This window comes from Paenibacillus sp. FSL H7-0357, assembly GCF_000758525.1.
In the GTDB taxonomy this organism is placed as follows: domain Bacteria; phylum Bacillota; class Bacilli; order Paenibacillales; family Paenibacillaceae; genus Paenibacillus_AQ.
In genome coordinates this window covers 5428698-5446040 of record NZ_CP009241.1, presented here as the reverse complement: position 1 = coordinate 5446040, position 17343 = coordinate 5428698, and the positions used below count along the sequence as shown (strand labels likewise).

At 53.4% G+C, this 17343-nt stretch carries 22 protein-coding genes; 20 read left to right on the top strand and 2 right to left on the bottom strand.

Annotated elements, in window-relative coordinates:
* Positions 1-39: 39 nt before the first annotated feature.
* The gene (locus tag H70357_RS24110; protein ID WP_052092222.1) at positions 40-906 is read right to left on the bottom strand and encodes a YitT family protein; all 867 of its coding nucleotides are present in this window, start codon (positions 904-906) and stop codon (positions 40-42) included.
* Positions 907-943: 37 nt separating this feature from the next.
* Positions 944-1114: a hypothetical protein gene (locus H70357_RS36050; protein WP_156130937.1), complete on the bottom strand. Its 171-nt coding sequence runs from the start codon at positions 1112-1114 to the stop codon at positions 944-946.
* Positions 1115-1247: 133 nt separating this feature from the next.
* Between H70357_RS36050 and H70357_RS24105 the strand changes: the two genes are divergently transcribed.
* The 20 genes from H70357_RS24105 (at position 1248) to dxs (ending at position 17334) form a co-directional block, all read left to right on the top strand.
* A complete protein-coding gene (locus tag H70357_RS24105; RefSeq protein WP_379140721.1) occupies positions 1248-1511 on the top strand; it encodes a YqhV family protein in 264 nt (87 codons plus the stop codon).
* Between the two features lie 83 nt (positions 1512-1594).
* A complete protein-coding gene (gene spoIIIAA, locus H70357_RS24100) occupies positions 1595-2596 on the top strand; it encodes a stage III sporulation protein AA (protein ID WP_038594938.1) in 1002 nt (333 codons plus the stop codon).
* On the top strand, positions 2589-3107 hold the full coding sequence (spoIIIAB, locus tag H70357_RS24095) for a stage III sporulation protein SpoIIIAB (protein WP_038594937.1): 519 nt from the start codon (positions 2589-2591) through the stop codon (positions 3105-3107). The genes spoIIIAA and spoIIIAB overlap by 8 nt, the downstream gene beginning before the upstream one ends.
* 13 nt (positions 3108-3120) lie before the next feature.
* The gene (gene spoIIIAC / locus H70357_RS24090; RefSeq protein WP_020426549.1) at positions 3121-3324 is read left to right on the top strand and encodes a stage III sporulation protein AC; all 204 of its coding nucleotides are present in this window, start codon (positions 3121-3123) and stop codon (positions 3322-3324) included.
* Between the two features lie 9 nt (positions 3325-3333).
* Positions 3334-3723 carry a stage III sporulation protein AD gene (gene spoIIIAD, locus H70357_RS24085; RefSeq protein ID WP_038594936.1) on the top strand — a complete coding sequence of 130 codons (390 nt, stop codon included), beginning with the start codon at positions 3334-3336 and terminating at the stop codon, positions 3721-3723.
* A 48-nt stretch (positions 3724-3771) separates the two neighbouring features.
* The gene (gene spoIIIAE, locus H70357_RS24080; protein WP_038594935.1) at positions 3772-5034 is read left to right on the top strand and encodes a stage III sporulation protein AE; all 1263 of its coding nucleotides are present in this window, start codon (positions 3772-3774) and stop codon (positions 5032-5034) included.
* A 96-nt stretch (positions 5035-5130) separates the two neighbouring features.
* Positions 5131-5898 carry a stage III sporulation protein AF gene (gene spoIIIAF, locus H70357_RS24075; protein ID WP_052092221.1) on the top strand — a complete coding sequence of 256 codons (768 nt, stop codon included), beginning with the start codon at positions 5131-5133 and terminating at the stop codon, positions 5896-5898.
* A 51-nt stretch (positions 5899-5949) separates the two neighbouring features.
* Positions 5950-6594 (top strand): stage III sporulation protein AG, encoded by a 645-nt coding sequence (gene spoIIIAG, locus H70357_RS24070; RefSeq protein ID WP_038594934.1) that lies wholly within the window; start codon positions 5950-5952, stop codon positions 6592-6594.
* Between the two features lie 36 nt (positions 6595-6630).
* Positions 6631-7509 (top strand): SpoIIIAH-like family protein, encoded by an 879-nt coding sequence (locus tag H70357_RS24065; protein ID WP_038594933.1) that lies wholly within the window; start codon positions 6631-6633, stop codon positions 7507-7509.
* Between the two features lie 151 nt (positions 7510-7660).
* On the top strand, positions 7661-8170 hold the full coding sequence (gene accB / locus H70357_RS24060) for an acetyl-CoA carboxylase biotin carboxyl carrier protein (protein WP_038594932.1): 510 nt from the start codon (positions 7661-7663) through the stop codon (positions 8168-8170).
* 54 nt (positions 8171-8224) lie between these two features.
* Positions 8225-9568, top strand: a complete 1344-nt coding sequence (gene accC / locus H70357_RS24055; RefSeq protein WP_038594931.1) for an acetyl-CoA carboxylase biotin carboxylase subunit — start codon at positions 8225-8227, stop codon at positions 9566-9568.
* 117 nt (positions 9569-9685) lie between these two features.
* Positions 9686-10102 (top strand): Asp23/Gls24 family envelope stress response protein, encoded by a 417-nt coding sequence (locus tag H70357_RS24050; RefSeq protein ID WP_038594930.1) that lies wholly within the window; start codon positions 9686-9688, stop codon positions 10100-10102.
* 74 nt (positions 10103-10176) lie between these two features.
* The gene (gene amaP / locus H70357_RS24045) at positions 10177-10716 is read left to right on the top strand and encodes an alkaline shock response membrane anchor protein AmaP (RefSeq protein WP_038594929.1); all 540 of its coding nucleotides are present in this window, start codon (positions 10177-10179) and stop codon (positions 10714-10716) included.
* 14 nt (positions 10717-10730) lie between these two features.
* Positions 10731-10964 (top strand): DUF2273 domain-containing protein, encoded by a 234-nt coding sequence (locus H70357_RS24040; RefSeq protein WP_038594928.1) that lies wholly within the window; start codon positions 10731-10733, stop codon positions 10962-10964.
* Between the two features lie 457 nt (positions 10965-11421).
* Complete coding sequence (gene nusB, locus H70357_RS24035; RefSeq protein ID WP_038594927.1) at positions 11422-11871, top strand: transcription antitermination factor NusB; 450 nt, start codon at positions 11422-11424, stop codon at positions 11869-11871.
* Positions 11872-11916: 45 nt separating this feature from the next.
* Positions 11917-12774 (top strand): bifunctional methylenetetrahydrofolate dehydrogenase/methenyltetrahydrofolate cyclohydrolase FolD, encoded by an 858-nt coding sequence (folD, locus tag H70357_RS24030; protein WP_038594926.1) that lies wholly within the window; start codon positions 11917-11919, stop codon positions 12772-12774.
* 10 nt (positions 12775-12784) lie between these two features.
* Positions 12785-14170: an exodeoxyribonuclease VII large subunit gene (gene xseA, locus H70357_RS24025; protein WP_038594925.1), complete on the top strand. Its 1386-nt coding sequence runs from the start codon at positions 12785-12787 to the stop codon at positions 14168-14170.
* A complete protein-coding gene (gene xseB, locus H70357_RS24020) occupies positions 14142-14399 on the top strand; it encodes an exodeoxyribonuclease VII small subunit (RefSeq protein ID WP_038594924.1) in 258 nt (85 codons plus the stop codon). The genes xseA and xseB overlap by 29 nt, the downstream gene beginning before the upstream one ends.
* Positions 14386-15333 carry a polyprenyl synthetase family protein gene (locus tag H70357_RS24015; RefSeq protein ID WP_052092220.1) on the top strand — a complete coding sequence of 316 codons (948 nt, stop codon included), beginning with the start codon at positions 14386-14388 and terminating at the stop codon, positions 15331-15333. The genes xseB and H70357_RS24015 overlap by 14 nt, the downstream gene beginning before the upstream one ends.
* 96 nt (positions 15334-15429) lie before the next feature.
* Positions 15430-17334 (top strand): 1-deoxy-D-xylulose-5-phosphate synthase, encoded by a 1905-nt coding sequence (gene dxs, locus H70357_RS24010; RefSeq protein ID WP_038594923.1) that lies wholly within the window; start codon positions 15430-15432, stop codon positions 17332-17334.
* The last annotated feature ends 9 nt before the right edge of the window (positions 17335-17343 follow it).

The window sequence follows — 17343 nt, the reverse complement described above, 5'->3', positions numbered from 1 at the left end:
TGAATAGGACTTTTTGTTATGGGCAGCTTTCCGCTGCTGTTATCCGAGACGCCGGAACCGGCCGACAATCTCTACGGTCTGCAGAACATTGACGAAGGACTTTGGATCGGTTTCCAGAATTGTTTTTCTCAGTTCGGCAAGCTCATATCGGGTCGTTACAGTCATCAGCATTGTATTGCCTTCATGACTGTAGCCGCCTTCCGCATTGACGACGGTAACGCCGTGAGGCAGAAGCTTGAGGCGGGTCAGCATCTTTTCCCGTTCCTTCGTGACGATGAAGCAGGTCAGCTTGATGTGGCGGCTGTGGATCATATCGACTACACGGCTCTTGACGAAAATACAAAGCATAGCGTAAAGGGCAGAATCCCAGCTTTTGAAGAAGCCGAGGCTAAGGATTACCAGACCATCCATTACAAAGAGTACGGTGCCCATTGGAATATCGTGTTTGCGCGTAATAATAGAGCCAAGTATATCAAAACCCCCGGAAGAACCCCCTGCACGAAGCGAGAAGCCTACCCCGCCCGCAATTATTACCCCGCCGAAGATACTGGCAAGGATCGGGTCCTTGGTCAGTTTCACCAGGGGGATGACGGTCAGAAACCAGGTAGTGGCTAGTACCGAGAGCATGCTTAAGCAGATATATTTCTTCCCTACGGCAATGAAGCCCCAGATCAGAATTGGAAGATTGATACCAAAATAGAACAGTGAGATGTACTTCGGATTCGTTAAATAACCAAGGATGGATGCCGTCCCTGCTACCCCGCCACTTAGCAGCTGATGAGGAATAAGGAACAGCCGGAGTCCGCTCGCCACCAGAAAGGCCGAGAAAATAATGATGGCCACATCCCTCACCTGTTTGGCTACTGTGTTTGAAACAAGCGGTACTACGAAATTACGAACTTGCATGACATAAATCCCCTCTTTTTCCGATGTCTTTATCCAACTATAACAATGTAACAAGAAGCTTGAAGCGATAAGTACGCTTGTAGTTTATCCCACAGGCCGCCCTTATATTTTCCAGCTCCTTTTTTTCAGGCACTGCAAAATTTATTTTATCATACTGATGATATTTTTTTATAGAGGGATTCACTATGATTTCTTTCACATCTTCCAATTGAAAACCGCCCATTTCTTATTGTCTAAAGTAGGCAAGTCCAGCATATCCATGGATAACAGCAAGTTTTCCCGCGGGTGAAGTCTGGCAGGTTGCAATTCAATTTCCAATTGTAAAAAAGGAGTTGAACAGATTGGACAAGTATGTGAGCTGGATGGCGGCGCTTCGGCTGCTCTCAGGCAGTGTGGAAATAACGGCTGCGCTGATCATGCTGCGGCTGAATCAGGTGGACAAGGCACTGGCGGTCAATTCCGGGCTGGCTCTGGTCGGACCTACGATACTAATCTTAACGACGGCGGTTGGTCTCACAGGGATGGCGCAGGAGCTGTCCTGGGGCAAGCTGGGCTGGATTGGCTGCGGGGTAGCCTTTCTCTTAATCGGGATTCTGAAAAAATGATAGATGATAGTCATAAAGCACAGGTACAAGCATAAATATGGAATAAAGCTATTAAAGTAGAGGACAACTTGGGGGTACTCTGTATGGCTAACGACTGGCTTTTATTGTTTCCCGAAAAAGTAAGGGCGCTGCTGAGAGGACTTCCTGTTCATTTGCTGGACAAGGTGGAGGAAATCCGGGTCCGCGAAGGGCGTCCGCTGGAGATCAACTATTCCGGCAAATATCATTTCCTCACCGGCGACGGCAGTCTGACCCAAAGACCCGAAGAAGCGTACAAGCCAAGCCGAGAGGACACTCACCGGTTGCTTGACCTGATCAGCAATCATTCGCTCTATACGATGGAAGAAGAACTGCGCAAAGGCTTTATCACCATCCCCGGCGGACATCGCATTGGTCTTTCCGGCCGGACCGTCTTAAGCGGCGGCGGCGTGGAACACTTGCGGGACATCACCGGCTTCAATGTCCGGATCGCCCGTGAGCTGCCCGGCATTGCCGACGGAATTCTGCCCTACCTGCTGGAAAGGGGGAGGCAGCGGGTCATGCACACGCTGATCCTCTCGCCGCCGCAGCATGGCAAGACTACCCTGCTGCGCGATCTCGCCAGGCAGATCTCGACAGGGAGCCCAAGAGGGCGGGAGGGCAACCGGCCGGGACTGAAAGTCGGCATCGTCGATGAACGTTCGGAAATCGCCGGCAGCCGCCGCGGCATCCCGGCCTTTGACGTGGGTCCGCGTACGGACATCCTCGACGGCTGTCCCAAGGCGGAAGGCATGATGATGATGATCCGCTCCCTGTCGCCCGATGTGCTGATCGCCGATGAAATCGGCCGCCCTGAGGATGCCGAAGCCGTCACCGAAGCGCTGCACGCCGGCATCTCGGTAGTGGCCTCGGCCCACGGCAAGGAAGTGGCCGAGCTGGCCCGGCGGCCCGGCCTTGGCGGATTGCTGGAACATCATATGTTCGAGCGTTACGTCATCCTGCACCGGACGGACGCCGGGCTGTCGTTCCGCATCCTGGACGGGCAGAAACGCGGGCTGCTGCTGGTCTCGCCTGAAGAGCGGCTGGGCGGTGACCGCCATGCTTAAGCTGTTCGGAGCCGTGCTGATCGTGCTGGCGGGTACGCTGGCCGGGTTCAAGCGGGCTGCGCAATATGCTGACAGGCCCCGGCACATCAGAGGCCTTATCGCAGCGCTGCAGCGGCTGGAGACCGAGATTCTGTACGGCTTCACCCCGCTCCCGGAAGCACTGCGCCGGATTGGGCTGCAGTCCAAGGATCCGCTGAGGGCGTTTTTTATGAGAGCGGCTGAAGAGATGAGCCCGCCACATGACCGCAGCGCCGAGGAAGCCATCCAGCGGGCTATGGATGCCCACTTCAAAACCGCCTCCCTGAAGGGAACGGAGCAGGAGATCCTCCGGCAGCTGAGCTGCACGCTCGGCACCAGCGACAGGTCGAATCAAAGCACGCATATCGCGCTGGCTTTGCAGCAATTGAAGCAGGAGGAGACAGTGGCCAGAGAAGATCAGGGCAAATATGAAAAAATGAGCAAAAGCCTGGGTCTGCTGCTTGGAGCATTGATCGTCATTTTGATCTTTTAGCGAGGTGCCAGGAATGAATATTGAAGTCAATGCGATCTTTCAGATTGCCGGCATCGGCATCATCATCGCCATGATTCACACGGTGCTCAAACAGATGGGTAAAGAGGACATCGCCCATTGGGTGACGATAGTCGGGTTCATCATCGTGCTGTTTATGGTGATCCGCATGCTGGACGGACTGCTCCAGGAAATCAAAACGATTTTTCTTTTTCAATAGGCAGGCCTTATGGAAATCATTCAAGTGGTAGGAATAGGGCTCCTGTCAACGGTTCTGATCCTTGTTCTGAAGGAACAAAAGCCCATGTTCGCCTTTCTGCTGACCACTGCGGCAGGCATTCTGATCTTCCTGTTCCTGATCGGCAAGATCGGCACGATTCTGGGCACGCTGGAGCGGGTGGCGGAGTCCTCCGGGATGGAAATGATCTATCTCAAAACCGTGTTTAAAATCATCGGGATTTCCTATATCGCGGAGTTTGGAGCGCAGATTGTGCGTGATGCCGGACAGGAATCCATCGCCTCCAAAATCGAGCTGACCGGCAAGGTGCTGATCATGGTGCTTGCCGTACCGATCATCAGCATTATTATCGAAACGGTGATGAAGCTCCTGCCCGCCTGATCCGTGACCCTTAGTAAAAAAAGCCAGAGAAAGGCGGGAGGAAAGGATATGCGTCAACGCAGTATTTTTCGTCCGCCAAAACTAAAAATGCTGCTGCTCCTGCCCTGCCTGCTGTTTCTGTGGTGTGCGGATACCGCCCGGGCTACAGCCGCTGCGCCAACCAATGCGCCAATTACCTCACCAACGTCTTCACCCACCCAGGGAGGAACTTCCTCTCCAGTGGATCAGTGGGTGAAAGGGCAAATGCAAAGTCTGCCGACAGACAAGGTGGAGTCGTACTGGGACCAGCTGATGAAGGATTACGGAGGATTTTTTCCGGACGGGAAGACTCCTTCGCTGATGGATATGCTGCTGCCGGGGGAGAAGGGACTCAGCTTCAAAAGCGTGCTGACCGGACTGACCTCCTACATGTGGCACGAGGTGCTGTACAACGGCAAGCTGCTGGTGACGATCGTTATGGTCAGTGTGCTCAGCATGATTCTGGAGACGCTGCAGACCGCTTTTGAACGGAAATCAGTCAGTAAAATCGCCTATATGCTCTGTTACATGGTTGTGCTGGTCATCGCCGTCAACAGCTTCAATATCGCAATCGGTTATGCCAAGGATGCCATCGACCGGATGATCGATTTCATGATGGCGATGATCCCGCTGCTCTTCGCGCTTCTGGCTTCGATGGGCAACATCGTTACGGTGTCGGTTACCCATCCGCTGATCGTTTTCATGATCCATGCGGTGGGCACGCTCATCCACACCGTCGTGTTCCCGCTGCTGTTCTTCTCGGCGGTGCTGCATCTGGTGAGCGCAATGTCCGAGAAATACAAGCTGACCCAGCTGGCCAATCTGCTGCGCAACATCGGAGCGGGCTTGCTCGGCGTACTGCTGACGGTGTTCCTCGGAGTCATTTCTGTCAGGGGGATCACCAGCTCGGTTACGGACGGGGTGACCATCCGTGCCGCCAAATACATTACGGGGAATTTCGTGCCGGTTATCGGCAAAATGTTCGCGGACGCCACCGATACGGTGATCTCGGCCTCACTGCTGGTGAAGAATGCCATCGGGTTGTCGGGCGTCATTATCATCCTCTTCCTTTGTGCTTTTCCGGCGATCAAAATCCTGGTTCTCGCGCTGATCTACAATGTGGCCGCAGCAGTCATGCAGCCGCTGGGCGAGACACCGATTGTAACCTGCCTGCAGACGATCGGCAAAAGCATGATTTATGTATTCGCGGCGCTGGCCGCCGTATCACTGATGTTCTTCCTGGCCGTCACGATCATGCTGACGGCCGGCAATGTCACCGTCATGATGAGGTGAATAGGGAACAGCTTCAAAGCGGTTTTTTCTCCGAAGTGAGTATTGTCGAAGTGAGTTCTGCGATGCAGTCCTAAGAAAACTTGTAGGAGGTAGACAATGACCTGGTTGGGCGGATGGCTGCGGGAGCTCATTCTGGTGGTGCTGATGGCCGCCTTCGTGGAAATGCTGCTTCCGAGCAAGTCGATGGAGCGTTATGCCAGGCTGGTGCTCAGCCTGCTGGTCCTGCTTACTATGCTGAGCCCGATCGTCTCTTTTCTGAAAGGAGATGCTGCAGCAGAGCTGAGTGTGGCGATGGTGCAGCAGGAGAAACACGGCGGTCTTTTGTCCGGTGCAGGTGACGGGGCAGACTCGCTGGAGAAAATCCTGGCGGACGGGCGGAGGCTGGCTGCGGGAGCGAAGGAACAAAGTCTGAAGCTGGCCGCCGAAGAGGTGGCTGGGCAGATGAGAGACCAGATTGCCGGCAGCACAGGGGTAGGCGGGGCGAAAGTCACCGTAACACTTGGGATGGGCAAGGCTCCCGGGGAGGGCGGCGGTGAAGAGGTTCCGTTAATCTCTTCGGTGACCGTCTCCCTGCCGGCAGCAGCTGGAGCAGTGGAGGCTGGGGGTACAGGTGCGGAATCAGACAATGGCGCAGGCACAGCAGAGCCGATCATCATCCAGCCGGTGGAACCTGTGCAGGTTAGCCTGGGCGGTGAAGAGGGAGAGGCAGCTGAGGTTGGAACGGAAGCCGGGACATCGGTTGAAGACAGCCCCAGTGCAAATACCGATGAGGAATTGATCATCAAGCTGCTGGAGCAGAACTGGAATTTAGACCGCGATGCGATCCATATTCAAGGCGGTAAAAACGGCGCCGAGAAATTATAAATATAGCTCTACCAATACGGCATACGCCGGTAACCGGAGGAGGGATAAGAAGTGGGCAATTGGCTGAAGAAACTGGAGCAATGGGCAGGGGGCGGGTCCGGCAGTCCGAAAAGGAGTCATACCTTCCGCTGGCTGATTATTTTGGGACTGCTGGGTGCGGCAATTATGCTGTTCAACTCCTTCGTGAACGTGAAAAAGCTGGACAGCGAGAACACTGGAAGAGAACCGCCGGTAAGCGAGAGTTCGCAGGCGACCCTGCAGCAGGGGGAATTGAGCACTCCCAATTCATTTGATGGCATTGAGCTGGCAATGGAGAACCGCACGAAAGAAATTCTGGAGAAAATCGTTGGTGTAGGCACGGTCGATATTATGGTCACTGTGGATTCTACTGAAGAAATTGTCGTGGTCCGGGATATGAACGATTCCCAGCAGCAGAGCGAAGAGACCGATGCCAACGGAGGCAAACGGCACACCACACAATACACAAGGGATGGCGAGATCGTCACCTACAGCCAATCGGGCGACGAAACCCCGATTATAACCAAACGGATAAAACCCCAGGTGCGCGGCGTTCTCGTCGTTGCCAAGGGAGCGGAGAACAAAGTCGTCCGGGGATTGATTGAAGAGGCTGTCGAGAAGGGTTTGAACGTGCCTAGCTACCGCATATCCGTAGTGCCGCGCAAGCAGGAGCAGTGAATGATTACATGCACAAACTTTGAGGAGGAATAAAAAATGAAGGGCAACAGACAAACGATTTGGTTGGTATCCATGCTCAGCTTAATGGTTGTGCTTTCCGCATACTATTTATTCACAGAGGACTCCGGGGCCTCGGTCCCCCAGGAAACAGCGGGAAGTATTCAAGTGGATAACCTCAAGGAAACTGGCGCGAATTCATCAGTACTGGATAACGGCTTGGTCATCAATGAAGTGGACACAAAGGATGCAGTTACTGCTGATGCCGGAACAAAGGGTACAGCGGACGACAACACAGCTGTCACTGCTGATGACAGCACAGATGACAGCACTGTCACTGCGAAAGGTGACAACGATGATACCGCAGTAAAAGATGACAGCACCCTGCCGGCGAATGCCAAAGGTGAAGACACCGATAAGACAGCGGCCGCAAAGGACGACAAATCAAGCGATTCGAAAACCGCAGCAGCCGATAAAGATACTGCAGCAGCTTCCACAGAGAAAACTCCAGTCAAGGGCGACGATGAAATTCTGGATGAGGTAGCCTCCCAGAGTGTTTCTGCAAGCAGCCTGTTCAACAACTACCTCTATGAACGCGAGCAGCAGAATCTGAAGAATTACAACGATTTGCTGGCCCTGATCAATGACATGGACAAAACCCCTGCCGAAAACGCAGTTGCCCATGAACAGCTGAACAAGCTTGAAGAAAAAGAAACCAAAATCACCGGAATTGAAGAGCAACTGCAGAAAAAATACGGTGAAGCCATTGTCAAAGAAGAATCCGGAGATGCTTATACCGTGGTGGTGCTGAGCGAGAAGCTGGATGTGAAGCAAGCTGTTGGAATCGTGGATCTCGTGATGAAGGAACTAAGCGTTTCCCAGGATAAGATCAGAGTCCAATATGTCAGCGAGCAATAATCAGCCTGTCGAAAACCAAAGAAAATGCCGAAAGAGCCCGGGCGCACCCCGGGCTCTTTCCATTTCTATCGTTTGTGATATAATACATAAAGTTATCTTGACCGTATCAGAAGAGTGGCTTCGAGAGAAAGCTGAAGGAGTGAACTATTAAATGTTCAAGTTAAGCGAAATTAAGGAATTGATTAAATTGTTGGACCAGACCTCCTCCGTACACGAGTTGGAGATTGAAAGCGAAGGAATGAAGCTGGCTATTCGAAAACCGGATCGCCCTGAAGCTGATGGAACAGCAATACAGGCGACTCCTTATGGCTATCCCTTTACGCAAGCACCGCAGCCGCAAAGTCCGCAGCAAGTTGCACCTACGGCCGTTTATGAGATCCCTGCTGCACAGCAGCCGCCATCTTCACCCGCTGAAGGCGCATTACATAAAATTGTCTCACCGATGGTAGGGACTTTCTATAGTGCCGCTTCACCGGAAACCCCGTCTTTTGTTAATGTCGGCGACCGGGTCAGCGAGAAATCAACGGTCTGCATTATTGAAGCGATGAAGCTGATGAATGAGCTGGAGGCTGAAGTGCGCGGAGAGATCGTCTCCGTCCTTGCCGAGAACGGCCAGCTTGTGGAATACGGCCAGCCGCTGTTTCTGGTGAAACCGGAATAAAGCACGCTGAACTTGAGGAGCTTGCAAGCTTCGTTAAACTTTGGGAGGAAACGCATGAACATTCAAAAAGTGTTGATTGCCAACCGCGGCGAAATCGCGGTCCGCATTATCAGGGCCTGCCGTGAACTGGGCATTTCCACCGTGGCGGTCTATTCGGAGCCTGACCGGGATTCACTGCATGTCCGGCTGGCTGACGAAGCTTACTGCATCGGCCCGATGCTGTCGAAGGATAGTTATCTGAATTTTACAAATATTATGAGTGTAGCCACGCTTACTGAATGCGATGCCATTCATCCCGGCTACGGTTTTTTGGCTGAGAATGCCGATTTCGCAGAAATCTGCGGATCCTGCAATATAACCTTCATCGGACCGTCCCCCGACGCGATTACGCGTATGGGCGACAAGGCTGTAGCCAAGGAAACGATGAAGCTGGCTGGCGTGCCGATCATTCCCGGCTCTGACGGGCTGGTGGGCGATGTGGAGGAGGCTATTATGCTGGGCCGCGATATCGGATATCCGATTATCGTAAAGGCTACCGCAGGCGGCGGAGGCAAGGGCATCCGCATTGCCGAGGATGAGGAATCACTCGTGAAGCAGATTACCGCCGCACAGCAGGAAGCACAGAAGGCTTTCGGCAATGCAGGCGTGTACCTGGAGAAATTCCTGACCGGCATGAAGCATGTGGAGATTCAGATCATTGCCGATAACCACGGCAATGTTGTCCATCTAGGCGAACGGGATTGCTCCGTGCAGCGCCGCCGCCAGAAACTGGTGGAGGAAGCTCCATGCTCCGTACTTACGCCGGAGATCCGCGAAGCTATGGGCCAAGCAGCAGTGCGGGCCGCACTGGCGGTCAATTACTCGGGAGCGGGTACACTGGAGTTTCTGCTGGGTCCGGACGGACAGTTTTATTTCATGGAGATGAATACACGGATTCAGGTTGAGCATCCGGTAACGGAGATGGTTACGGGTGTTGACCTGATCAAGGAAATGATTTCTGTGGCTGAAGGGAATCCGCTGTCCTTTACACAGGAAGATATCGTGATTAACGGCTGGTCCATTGAATGCCGTATTAATGCAGAGGATCCGGAGCGTAACTTCATGCCTTCACCGGGCAAGATTGGCTTTTATCTGCCTCCGGGCGGACTGGGTGTACGTGTAGACAGCGCAGCTTATCCGGGATATACAATCTCACCTTTCTACGACTCGATGATTGCCAAATTGATTGTCTGGGCGCCTACGCGCCAGGAAGCGATTGCGAAGATGAAGCGTGCGCTTGCTGAATTTGCCGTGGAAGGCATACATACTACAATTCCTTTCCATCAGAAGCTGCTGGAGCACCCGGTATTTCTGGACGGCAATTTCGATATCAAATTCCTCGAAGAGTATGAAATTTAGGACGGCTTCTCATTGTTTGTCATAAAGTTCGGCAAATGATATAGTATGTTTAATAAGAGACGTGCTTGGCGCTTGAAATTGTGAACAACTTTTTGATTGAAAGGTGTGAAGTCCAAAATGAGTACATTGCCGACAGAATTCGAACGTACGGAGATCGGTGAGATCCAGATCGCTCCTGAAGTGATCGAGGTTATCGCAGGTTTGGCAACCGTAGAAGTTAAAGGTGTGGCTGGCATGAGCGGCGGCTTTGCCGGAGGAATCGTGGAGCTTCTCGGACGCAAGAACCTGTCCAAGGGCGTTAAGGTAGAGGTTGGCCAACGTGAGGCGGCTGTAGATGTGTCCGTCATTATTGAGTACGGCAACCGTCTCCCTGAAGTGGCTGCAGAAATTCAGCGCAACGTGAAACGTTCCATTGAGACAATGACAGGTCTGACCGTTGTGGAAGTGAATGTGCATATTCATGATGTGCAGTTCAGAAACAACAACACTGCAGACAAGAGTGAAGATACAGATGCGGTTCTCCGCGTGAAATAAGGGCCTGCGTTCTTCCATAAACCCCCGACAGCACCGTCGAGGGTTTACTCTAATTTAAGGAGGTTATGTGACTCGTGGCAAAAATTTTGGACAGACTTCTGCTGTTTCTGTACAGCTTAAGTATCGGAATATTATCAGTAATTGCCATCCTCCTCTTAAGCGGCGCTATTCCGGATACGCTGGAGATTCCAGATGACCCTGCAGCGTATATAACCGTAATTGCCGTGGCTGTTATCCTGTTCTTGCTCAGCATCCGTTTCTTCTACATTTCTTTGCGCCGGGACCGCGCCTCGATGCCTTCGGTGGATCAGCGCACGGAGTATGGGGATATTCAGATCTCTATAGAGACCATTGAGAATCTGAGCCTCAAGGCTGCCGGTAAAGTAAAAGGGATCAGGGATTTGAAATCGCGCATTCGCGTTTCACAGGCCGGTCTTGAAATTATGATCCGTGCAGTGGTGGACGGCGAGCATTCCCTTCCGCTGCTTACAACAGAAGTGCAGCGCCAGGTGCATGAATTCGTGCAGGAAACGACCGGGATTCCGGTTGCTGACGTTTCTGTATATATTGCCAACCTTACTCAGTCTCCAAGCTTCAAAAGTCGAGTGGAATAGAGGTGAGTTTCCCTATGTTCTGGAGAGAAGTATGGGAAAGTCACGGGGGTAGAATTGCCGGAGTCACCTTCGGCATCGTTCTCGGATTGATTTATTTGATTAGCGGTTTTTGGGATATGCTGTTCTTTGCACTGGTAGTGTTCATCGGATATACGTTCGGCAAAAGAAAGGATACCGCACAGGGTCCCCTGTTTCAGTGGCAGGAACTCGTAGCGCGGCTGTCCGGACGCTGGCGTCCCTTCAAGTGAACCGCTATAGTCTTTCTCCCGGAGCTGGAACCCGTTCGTTAGAGTTGCCTGTTTTGCCGGAAGAAGGGCTGTGCGGTTTTTTTGGCGGTAATCGGCTGGAACATTGTGGGATTTGCCCGCAGCAGTAAGCTCAATTAGCTCTGGCTAGTAGTTGAGATTAGGCCACAGGCTTATTTAACTAATGTAAAATGAAGTTTTGCGCTTGTTTAATTGCATTTTGTGCATTTAAAATTGCAGTATTGGTCTTAAAAGTTTTTTTAACTGTATTTCGTACAATTAAATACAGAAGTAAACACGGAAAAGAACTTTTTTTGATTTTTAATTGTACGAAATACAATTAGGGATAGAATTTGCTTGATTTAGCTTAAAATAATTGTACGAAATGCAACGCGACAGACTGGTGTGGAAACATGGCAGTGTAACATAAAATGCGAGATCAGATTGTAGGAGGAAACACATGAAAAGACGTTTAGCGAGAGAGATTATTGTCCAAAGCCTGTACCAGATGGAAATGAATGACGTAGACAGTGCGGAAGCCGTGGAGATGCTGATTGAGGAAGCTTCGGAAGAGAATGAGACTGAACGTGTCATCACAGACGAAATTGAATTGAAGGCGTATGTCGTTATGCACGTGAATGGCGTATGGGAGCATAAGGTTGCGATCGACGATATGCTTGAGCATTATCTTAAAGGCTGGCAGATGAGCCGCCTGTCGCGGGTGGACCGGCAGATTCTGCGCCTGGCCACGTTCGAAATGGTATTTGCCAATGATGTGCCGGCTAAGGTTGCCGTCAATGAGGCGATTGATCTGGCTAAGCACTTCGGTACGGACGATTCCGGCAAGTTCGTCAATGGCGTACTCGGCAAGATGATTCAGGAGATTGATACGCTCAAAGCAGACCTTTAAAGTATTCTATTTACATCTTAATCAGACAAAAGGGGAGAGACTTACATGACAGCAGCAATCATCAGCGGTAAACAGGTATCCGACGAAATTCGTATCGACATTGCCCGGGAGGTTACCGGACTGGCCGAACGCGGCGTGAAGCCCGGTCTTGCTGTCGTTCTTGTCGGTGAAGATGCGGCTTCTCAGGTGTATGTCCGCAATAAAGAGAAATCCAGCACCCAGCTTGGCTTCCATTCGGAAGTCCACAGGCTGGATGCCTCCACTTCCGAGGAAGAGCTTCTGAAGCTGGTGGCAGAGCTGAACAGCCGTGATGATATTGACGGAATTCTGGTTCAGCTGCCGCTTCCGAAGCATATTGAGGAGAAGGCGGTCATTGACGCCATTTCCGTGGAGAAAGATGTTGACGGCTTCCATCCTATCAATGTCGGCAATTTGGTCATCGGCGATGACAGTCTGCTTCCTTGTACGCCTGCCGGAGTCATCGAGCTGATTAAACGTACCGGCACTGAATTGTCAGGCAAACATGCTGTAGTCATCGGGCGCAGCAATATCGTCGGCAAACCGGTCTCACTGCTGCTGCAGCGTGAGAACGCAACGGTAACAATGTGCCATTCGCGCACCGCGAACATCGCTGAGCTTAGCCGCCAGGCAGACATTTTGGTGGTAGCCATCGGCCGGGCCAACTTTATTGACGGATCTTATGTCAAGCCCGGTGCGGTTGTGATTGACGTCGGGATGAACCGTCTGGATAACGGCAAGCTTGCCGGTGATGTCGATTATGAGAGCGCCAAGGAAGTTGCCGGATACATTACACCAGTACCGGGTGGAGTGGGGCCAATGACAATCACCATGCTGATGAGCAACACGCTGATAGCGGCCAAACGCCGCCGCGGCCTGGAATAGGTCAGGGCTCATGGCGGCAGAACGGCAAGTCTACTCGATAAAGGATCTTAACCGTTACATCCGCATGAAGCTCGATTCCGACAACCTGCTGTCCGATGTGTGGATTCGCGGAGAAATCTCGAATTTCACCCATCACGGCAGCGGACATATGTATTTCACGCTGAAGGATGAGAGCAGCCGGATCAAGGCGATAATGTTCGCTTCGCATAACCAGCGCCTGCCCTTTGTCCCGAAGGAAGGCACCAAGGTTATTGCCAGAGGCAATGTAACCGTGTATGAACGGGACGGGCAGTATCAGTTCTATGCTACGCATATGCAGCCTGACGGGATCGGCAGTCTGTACATGGCTTACGAGCAGCTCAAGCGCAAGCTGGAGCAGGAGGGGCTGTTCGCGGCAGCGCGCAAACGGCCGCTGCCGCGGTTCCCGCGCTGTATCGGGGTCGTGACTTCTCCTACAGGCGCGGCGGTCAGGGATATTGTGATTACGCTGCAGCGGCGTTTTCCGCAGGTGGCAATTGTGCTCTATCCCGTGCTTGTCCAGGGCAAAGGTGCAGGCCCTTCCATTGTGAAGGCCATCGAAACCTTAAATGACATGGGAGAGGCTGACGTGCTGATCGTCGGCCGGGGCGGCGGCTCACTGGAGGAGCTATGGGCCTTCAACGAAGAAGCTGTCGCCCGGGCTATCGCGGCGTCAAGCATTCCGGTCATCTCGGCCGTCGGCCACGAGACCGACTTTACGATCGCCGATTTCGCCGCCGATCTGCGGGCGGCGACGCCTACGGCCGCCGCAGAGCTGGCCGTGCCGAGTGCGGCCGAACTGGCCGCGCAGCTGCGCACGGCAGAGCAGCGGCTGCGCCAGGGCCTGCTGCGCCGCTCCCAGCGCGGCGGCGAGCGCCTGGCTTCGCTGCAGCGCTCGCTGGCGCTGGTCGGCCCGCGCCGCCAGCTGGCCCAGCACGCGCAGCGGCTGGATATGCTCCGCACGGCGCTCACGCGCGCAGCGGAGACCCGGAACCGCCGTGCGCGTGAGCGCCAGGCGGTGCTGCACCACAGCCTGCAGCGGTTCCATCCGCTGGGCAGTGTCAGCGCTGCCCGCCAGCAGGCGGAGAGCATGACCCGCCAGCTGGCGGGGGCCATGCAGGCGCGCCTGCAGGACAAGCGCTCGCGGTATGTGTCCGAGCTGCGCCATCTGGATGCGCTCAGCCCGCTCAAGGTTATGTCGCGGGGCTACAGCCTCGTCTACGACGAACAGGAACAGCATTTAATCAAATCGCTTAAGGAAGTCGAGCTTGGCGATGTGGTGAATATAAAGCTCAGTGACGGACAGCTAAGCTGCCAGGTATGGGGAATGAAGGAGGATGGCAAAGACGATGACGAAGGAAGCGGAACTGGATTTTGAAGGAGCTATGGAGCGGCTGGAGGAAATCGTACGTGAGCTTGAGCACGGCGACGTTCCCCTGGAGAAAGCTATAGATTTATTTCAGCAGGGCATGAAGCTCTCGCAGCTGTGCGGCAGCAAGCTGGAACAAGTGGAACGCAAGATTGAGATGATTACCCTGGAGGATGGGGAGCTGCGCAAAAAACCGTTCGGTGCCCGCCTGGAAGGGGATGCCGATGAGCCGCTTTGAGCATGACTTGGAGACAGGCACTGCCGGTAAGGCCCAGCAACCGCCGCTGAAGGATTACATTGCCGAAGTCTGCGAACTGGTTGGAGCTGAGATGGAGCGGACGCTTCCGGCAGCCTGGACGGTCCCCGTCCATTTGAAGGAAGCGATGGACTATTCGCTGCAGGCCGGAGGCAAGCGCCTCCGCCCGCTGCTCGTCATCGCTGCCTGTGAAGCGCTGGGAGGCAGCCGCGAGGCGGCTCTGCCGGTAGCAGCGGCCATTGAGATGGTGCATACGTATTCGCTGATTCACGACGATTTGCCCGCCATGGATAATGATGATTACCGGCGCGGCAAATTGACGAATCACAAAGTATTCGGTGAAGCGACGGCAATTTTGGCCGGCGATGCGCTTTTGACGCATGCGTTCTACAGCGTGGTACAGGCTTCCCGCCGCCATGGCATTCCTGCGGAGCAGGTGCTGTCCATCGTAGAGGACCTGGCCGAAATGGCCGGTCCCCGCGGCATGGTCGGCGGCCAGGTTGCCGATATGGAGGGTGAGCAGGGGCTGACCGATCTGAAACAGCTGCAGTACATCCATCTTCATAAGACTGGCGATCTTATCGTTTTCTCGCTGCTGGCGGGCGGACGGATCGCCGGAGCCGATAAGAAGCAGCTGGAGGCGCTCCGTGAGTTCGGCACCCATATCGGTCTGGCTTTTCAGGTGCAGGATGATATTCTGGATCTGGTCGGCGACGAAGGCAAACTCGGCAAAAAAACAGGCAGCGACATCAAGCAGCAAAAGGTGACCTACCCGTATTTCATCGGGCTGGAATCCTCGCGCGAAGAGGTGAAACGCCTAACGGACGCTGCCCGGAGCGCGGTGCTTGAGGGCGGATTTGCCGACAATACACGGCTGCTTGAAATCGCGGGGTATTTAATGGCTCGCGATCATTAGAAAAATTTAGGGAGCGGCTGTGTTACGACAGCCGTTTCGTTTGTGTTATAATGGGTTTTATATATTTTACAACATCTAGGAAAGCGGGGAATACTCGTGCTGCTTCCACAAATAAATGATCCGGAGCAACTTAAATCCTTGTCAACCGAGGAGCTGGCTACCCTTGCGGAGGAAATCCGCCGGTTTCTGATCGAGAAGCTTACTGTAACCGGCGGGCACCTCGGATCCAACCTGGGGGTAGTGGAGCTTACACTGGCTTTGCACTATTGCTATGACAGTCCCCGGGACAAAATGATATATGACGTAGGGCATCAGGCTTATGTGCATAAGATACTGACCGGCCGCCAGGACCGGTTTGATACGCTGCGCAAACGTGATGGGCTATGCGGCTTTGTAAAGCGTTCTGAAAGCGAGCATGACGTATGGGAAGCCGGGCACAGCAGCACCTCTTTGTCAGCTGCGATGGGCATGGCTATGGCCCGCGATTTGAAGGGCGAAGACAACAAGGTAATTGCTGTAATCGGCGATGGCGCGCTCACCGGCGGGATGGCTTTTGAAGCCTTGAACCATATCGGTCATGAGAAACGCAAGCTGATGGTCATACTGAACGACAACGAAATGTCCATTGCTCCCAACGTCGGGGCGATGCACAATTATTTGAGCAAAATCCGTTCCGACCGCCACTACCTGCGGGCCAAAGATGAAGTTGAAAGATCACTGAAGAAGATTCCGGCGATCGGCGGCAAGCTGGCCAAGACCGTTGAGAAGATCAAGGACAGTCTTAAATATATGATGGTTCCCGGAGTGCTGTTTGAAGAACTGGGCTTTACCTATCTTGGACCGGTAGACGGGCATGATCTGGAGAAGCTGATTGATACCTTCCATCAGGCGGATAATGTGTCAGGACCTGTTCTGGTGCATGTGCTGACCACTAAGGGCAAAGGTTATAAACCGGCTGAAACCGATTACTATAAATCGCATGCCATTTCTCCTTACAAGATTGAGTCCGGACAGTCCCTAAAGGCTGTGGGCAATCCGATGTACACTGAAGTATTCGGGCAGACACTGATTGAACTCGGTCATGAGGATAAACGCCTCATTGCCGTTACCCCGGCGATGCCTGGGGGTTCGGGTTTATTCCCGTTTGCCAAGGAGTTTCCGGATCGGATGATTGATGTCGGGATCGCCGAGCAGCATGCGGCGACACTCTGTGCGGCACTTGCAATGGAAGGCATGAAACCGGTATTTGCCGTGTATTCGACCTTTATGCAGCGGGCGTACGATCAGATCGTTCACGATATCTGCCGGCATAACGCCAACGTAATGTTCGCGATTGACCGCGCCGGCTTCGTCGGCGCTGACGGTGAGACGCATCAAGGGGTGTATGACATCGCCTTTATGCGCCATATTCCGAATCTGGTCATGATGATGCCGAAGGATGAGAATGAGCTGCGCCATATGATGAAGACGGCGCTGGAGTACAATGACGGTCCGATTGCCTACCGTTATCCGCGGATTGACGGAACCGGAGTTCAACTGGACGCCGAGCTGCGCAGCCTGCCTATCGGCTCTTGGGAGCGTCTGCGCCCGGGTGACGATTATGCGGTGCTTGCCTGCGGACCGATGGTCCAGGTTGCAGAGGAAGCGGCAGAGATTCTGAAGCGTGAAGGCATCCAGGTAGGTGTTGTGAATGCCCGGTTCCTGAAACCGCTCGACAACTCTATGCTGCTTGAGCTTGCCCATGCCGCAACCAGCATGGTAGTGCTGGAGGAAGCCAGCCAGGCCGGTTCTCTGGGCAGTGCTGTGCTTGAATTTTATGCCGAACATGAAATTTATGATGCCCGCGTTCACTTAATGGGTGTGCCGGATCTGTTTATTGAACACGGCTCGATTAAAGAGCAGCGCCAGGAGACGGGACTTACCGTGGAAGCGCTGTGCGCACGCATTAAGACAATGAAGGCTTTAAGCAAATATACTTACAAGACGACTTCTACTTCCTGAATGAAGGAA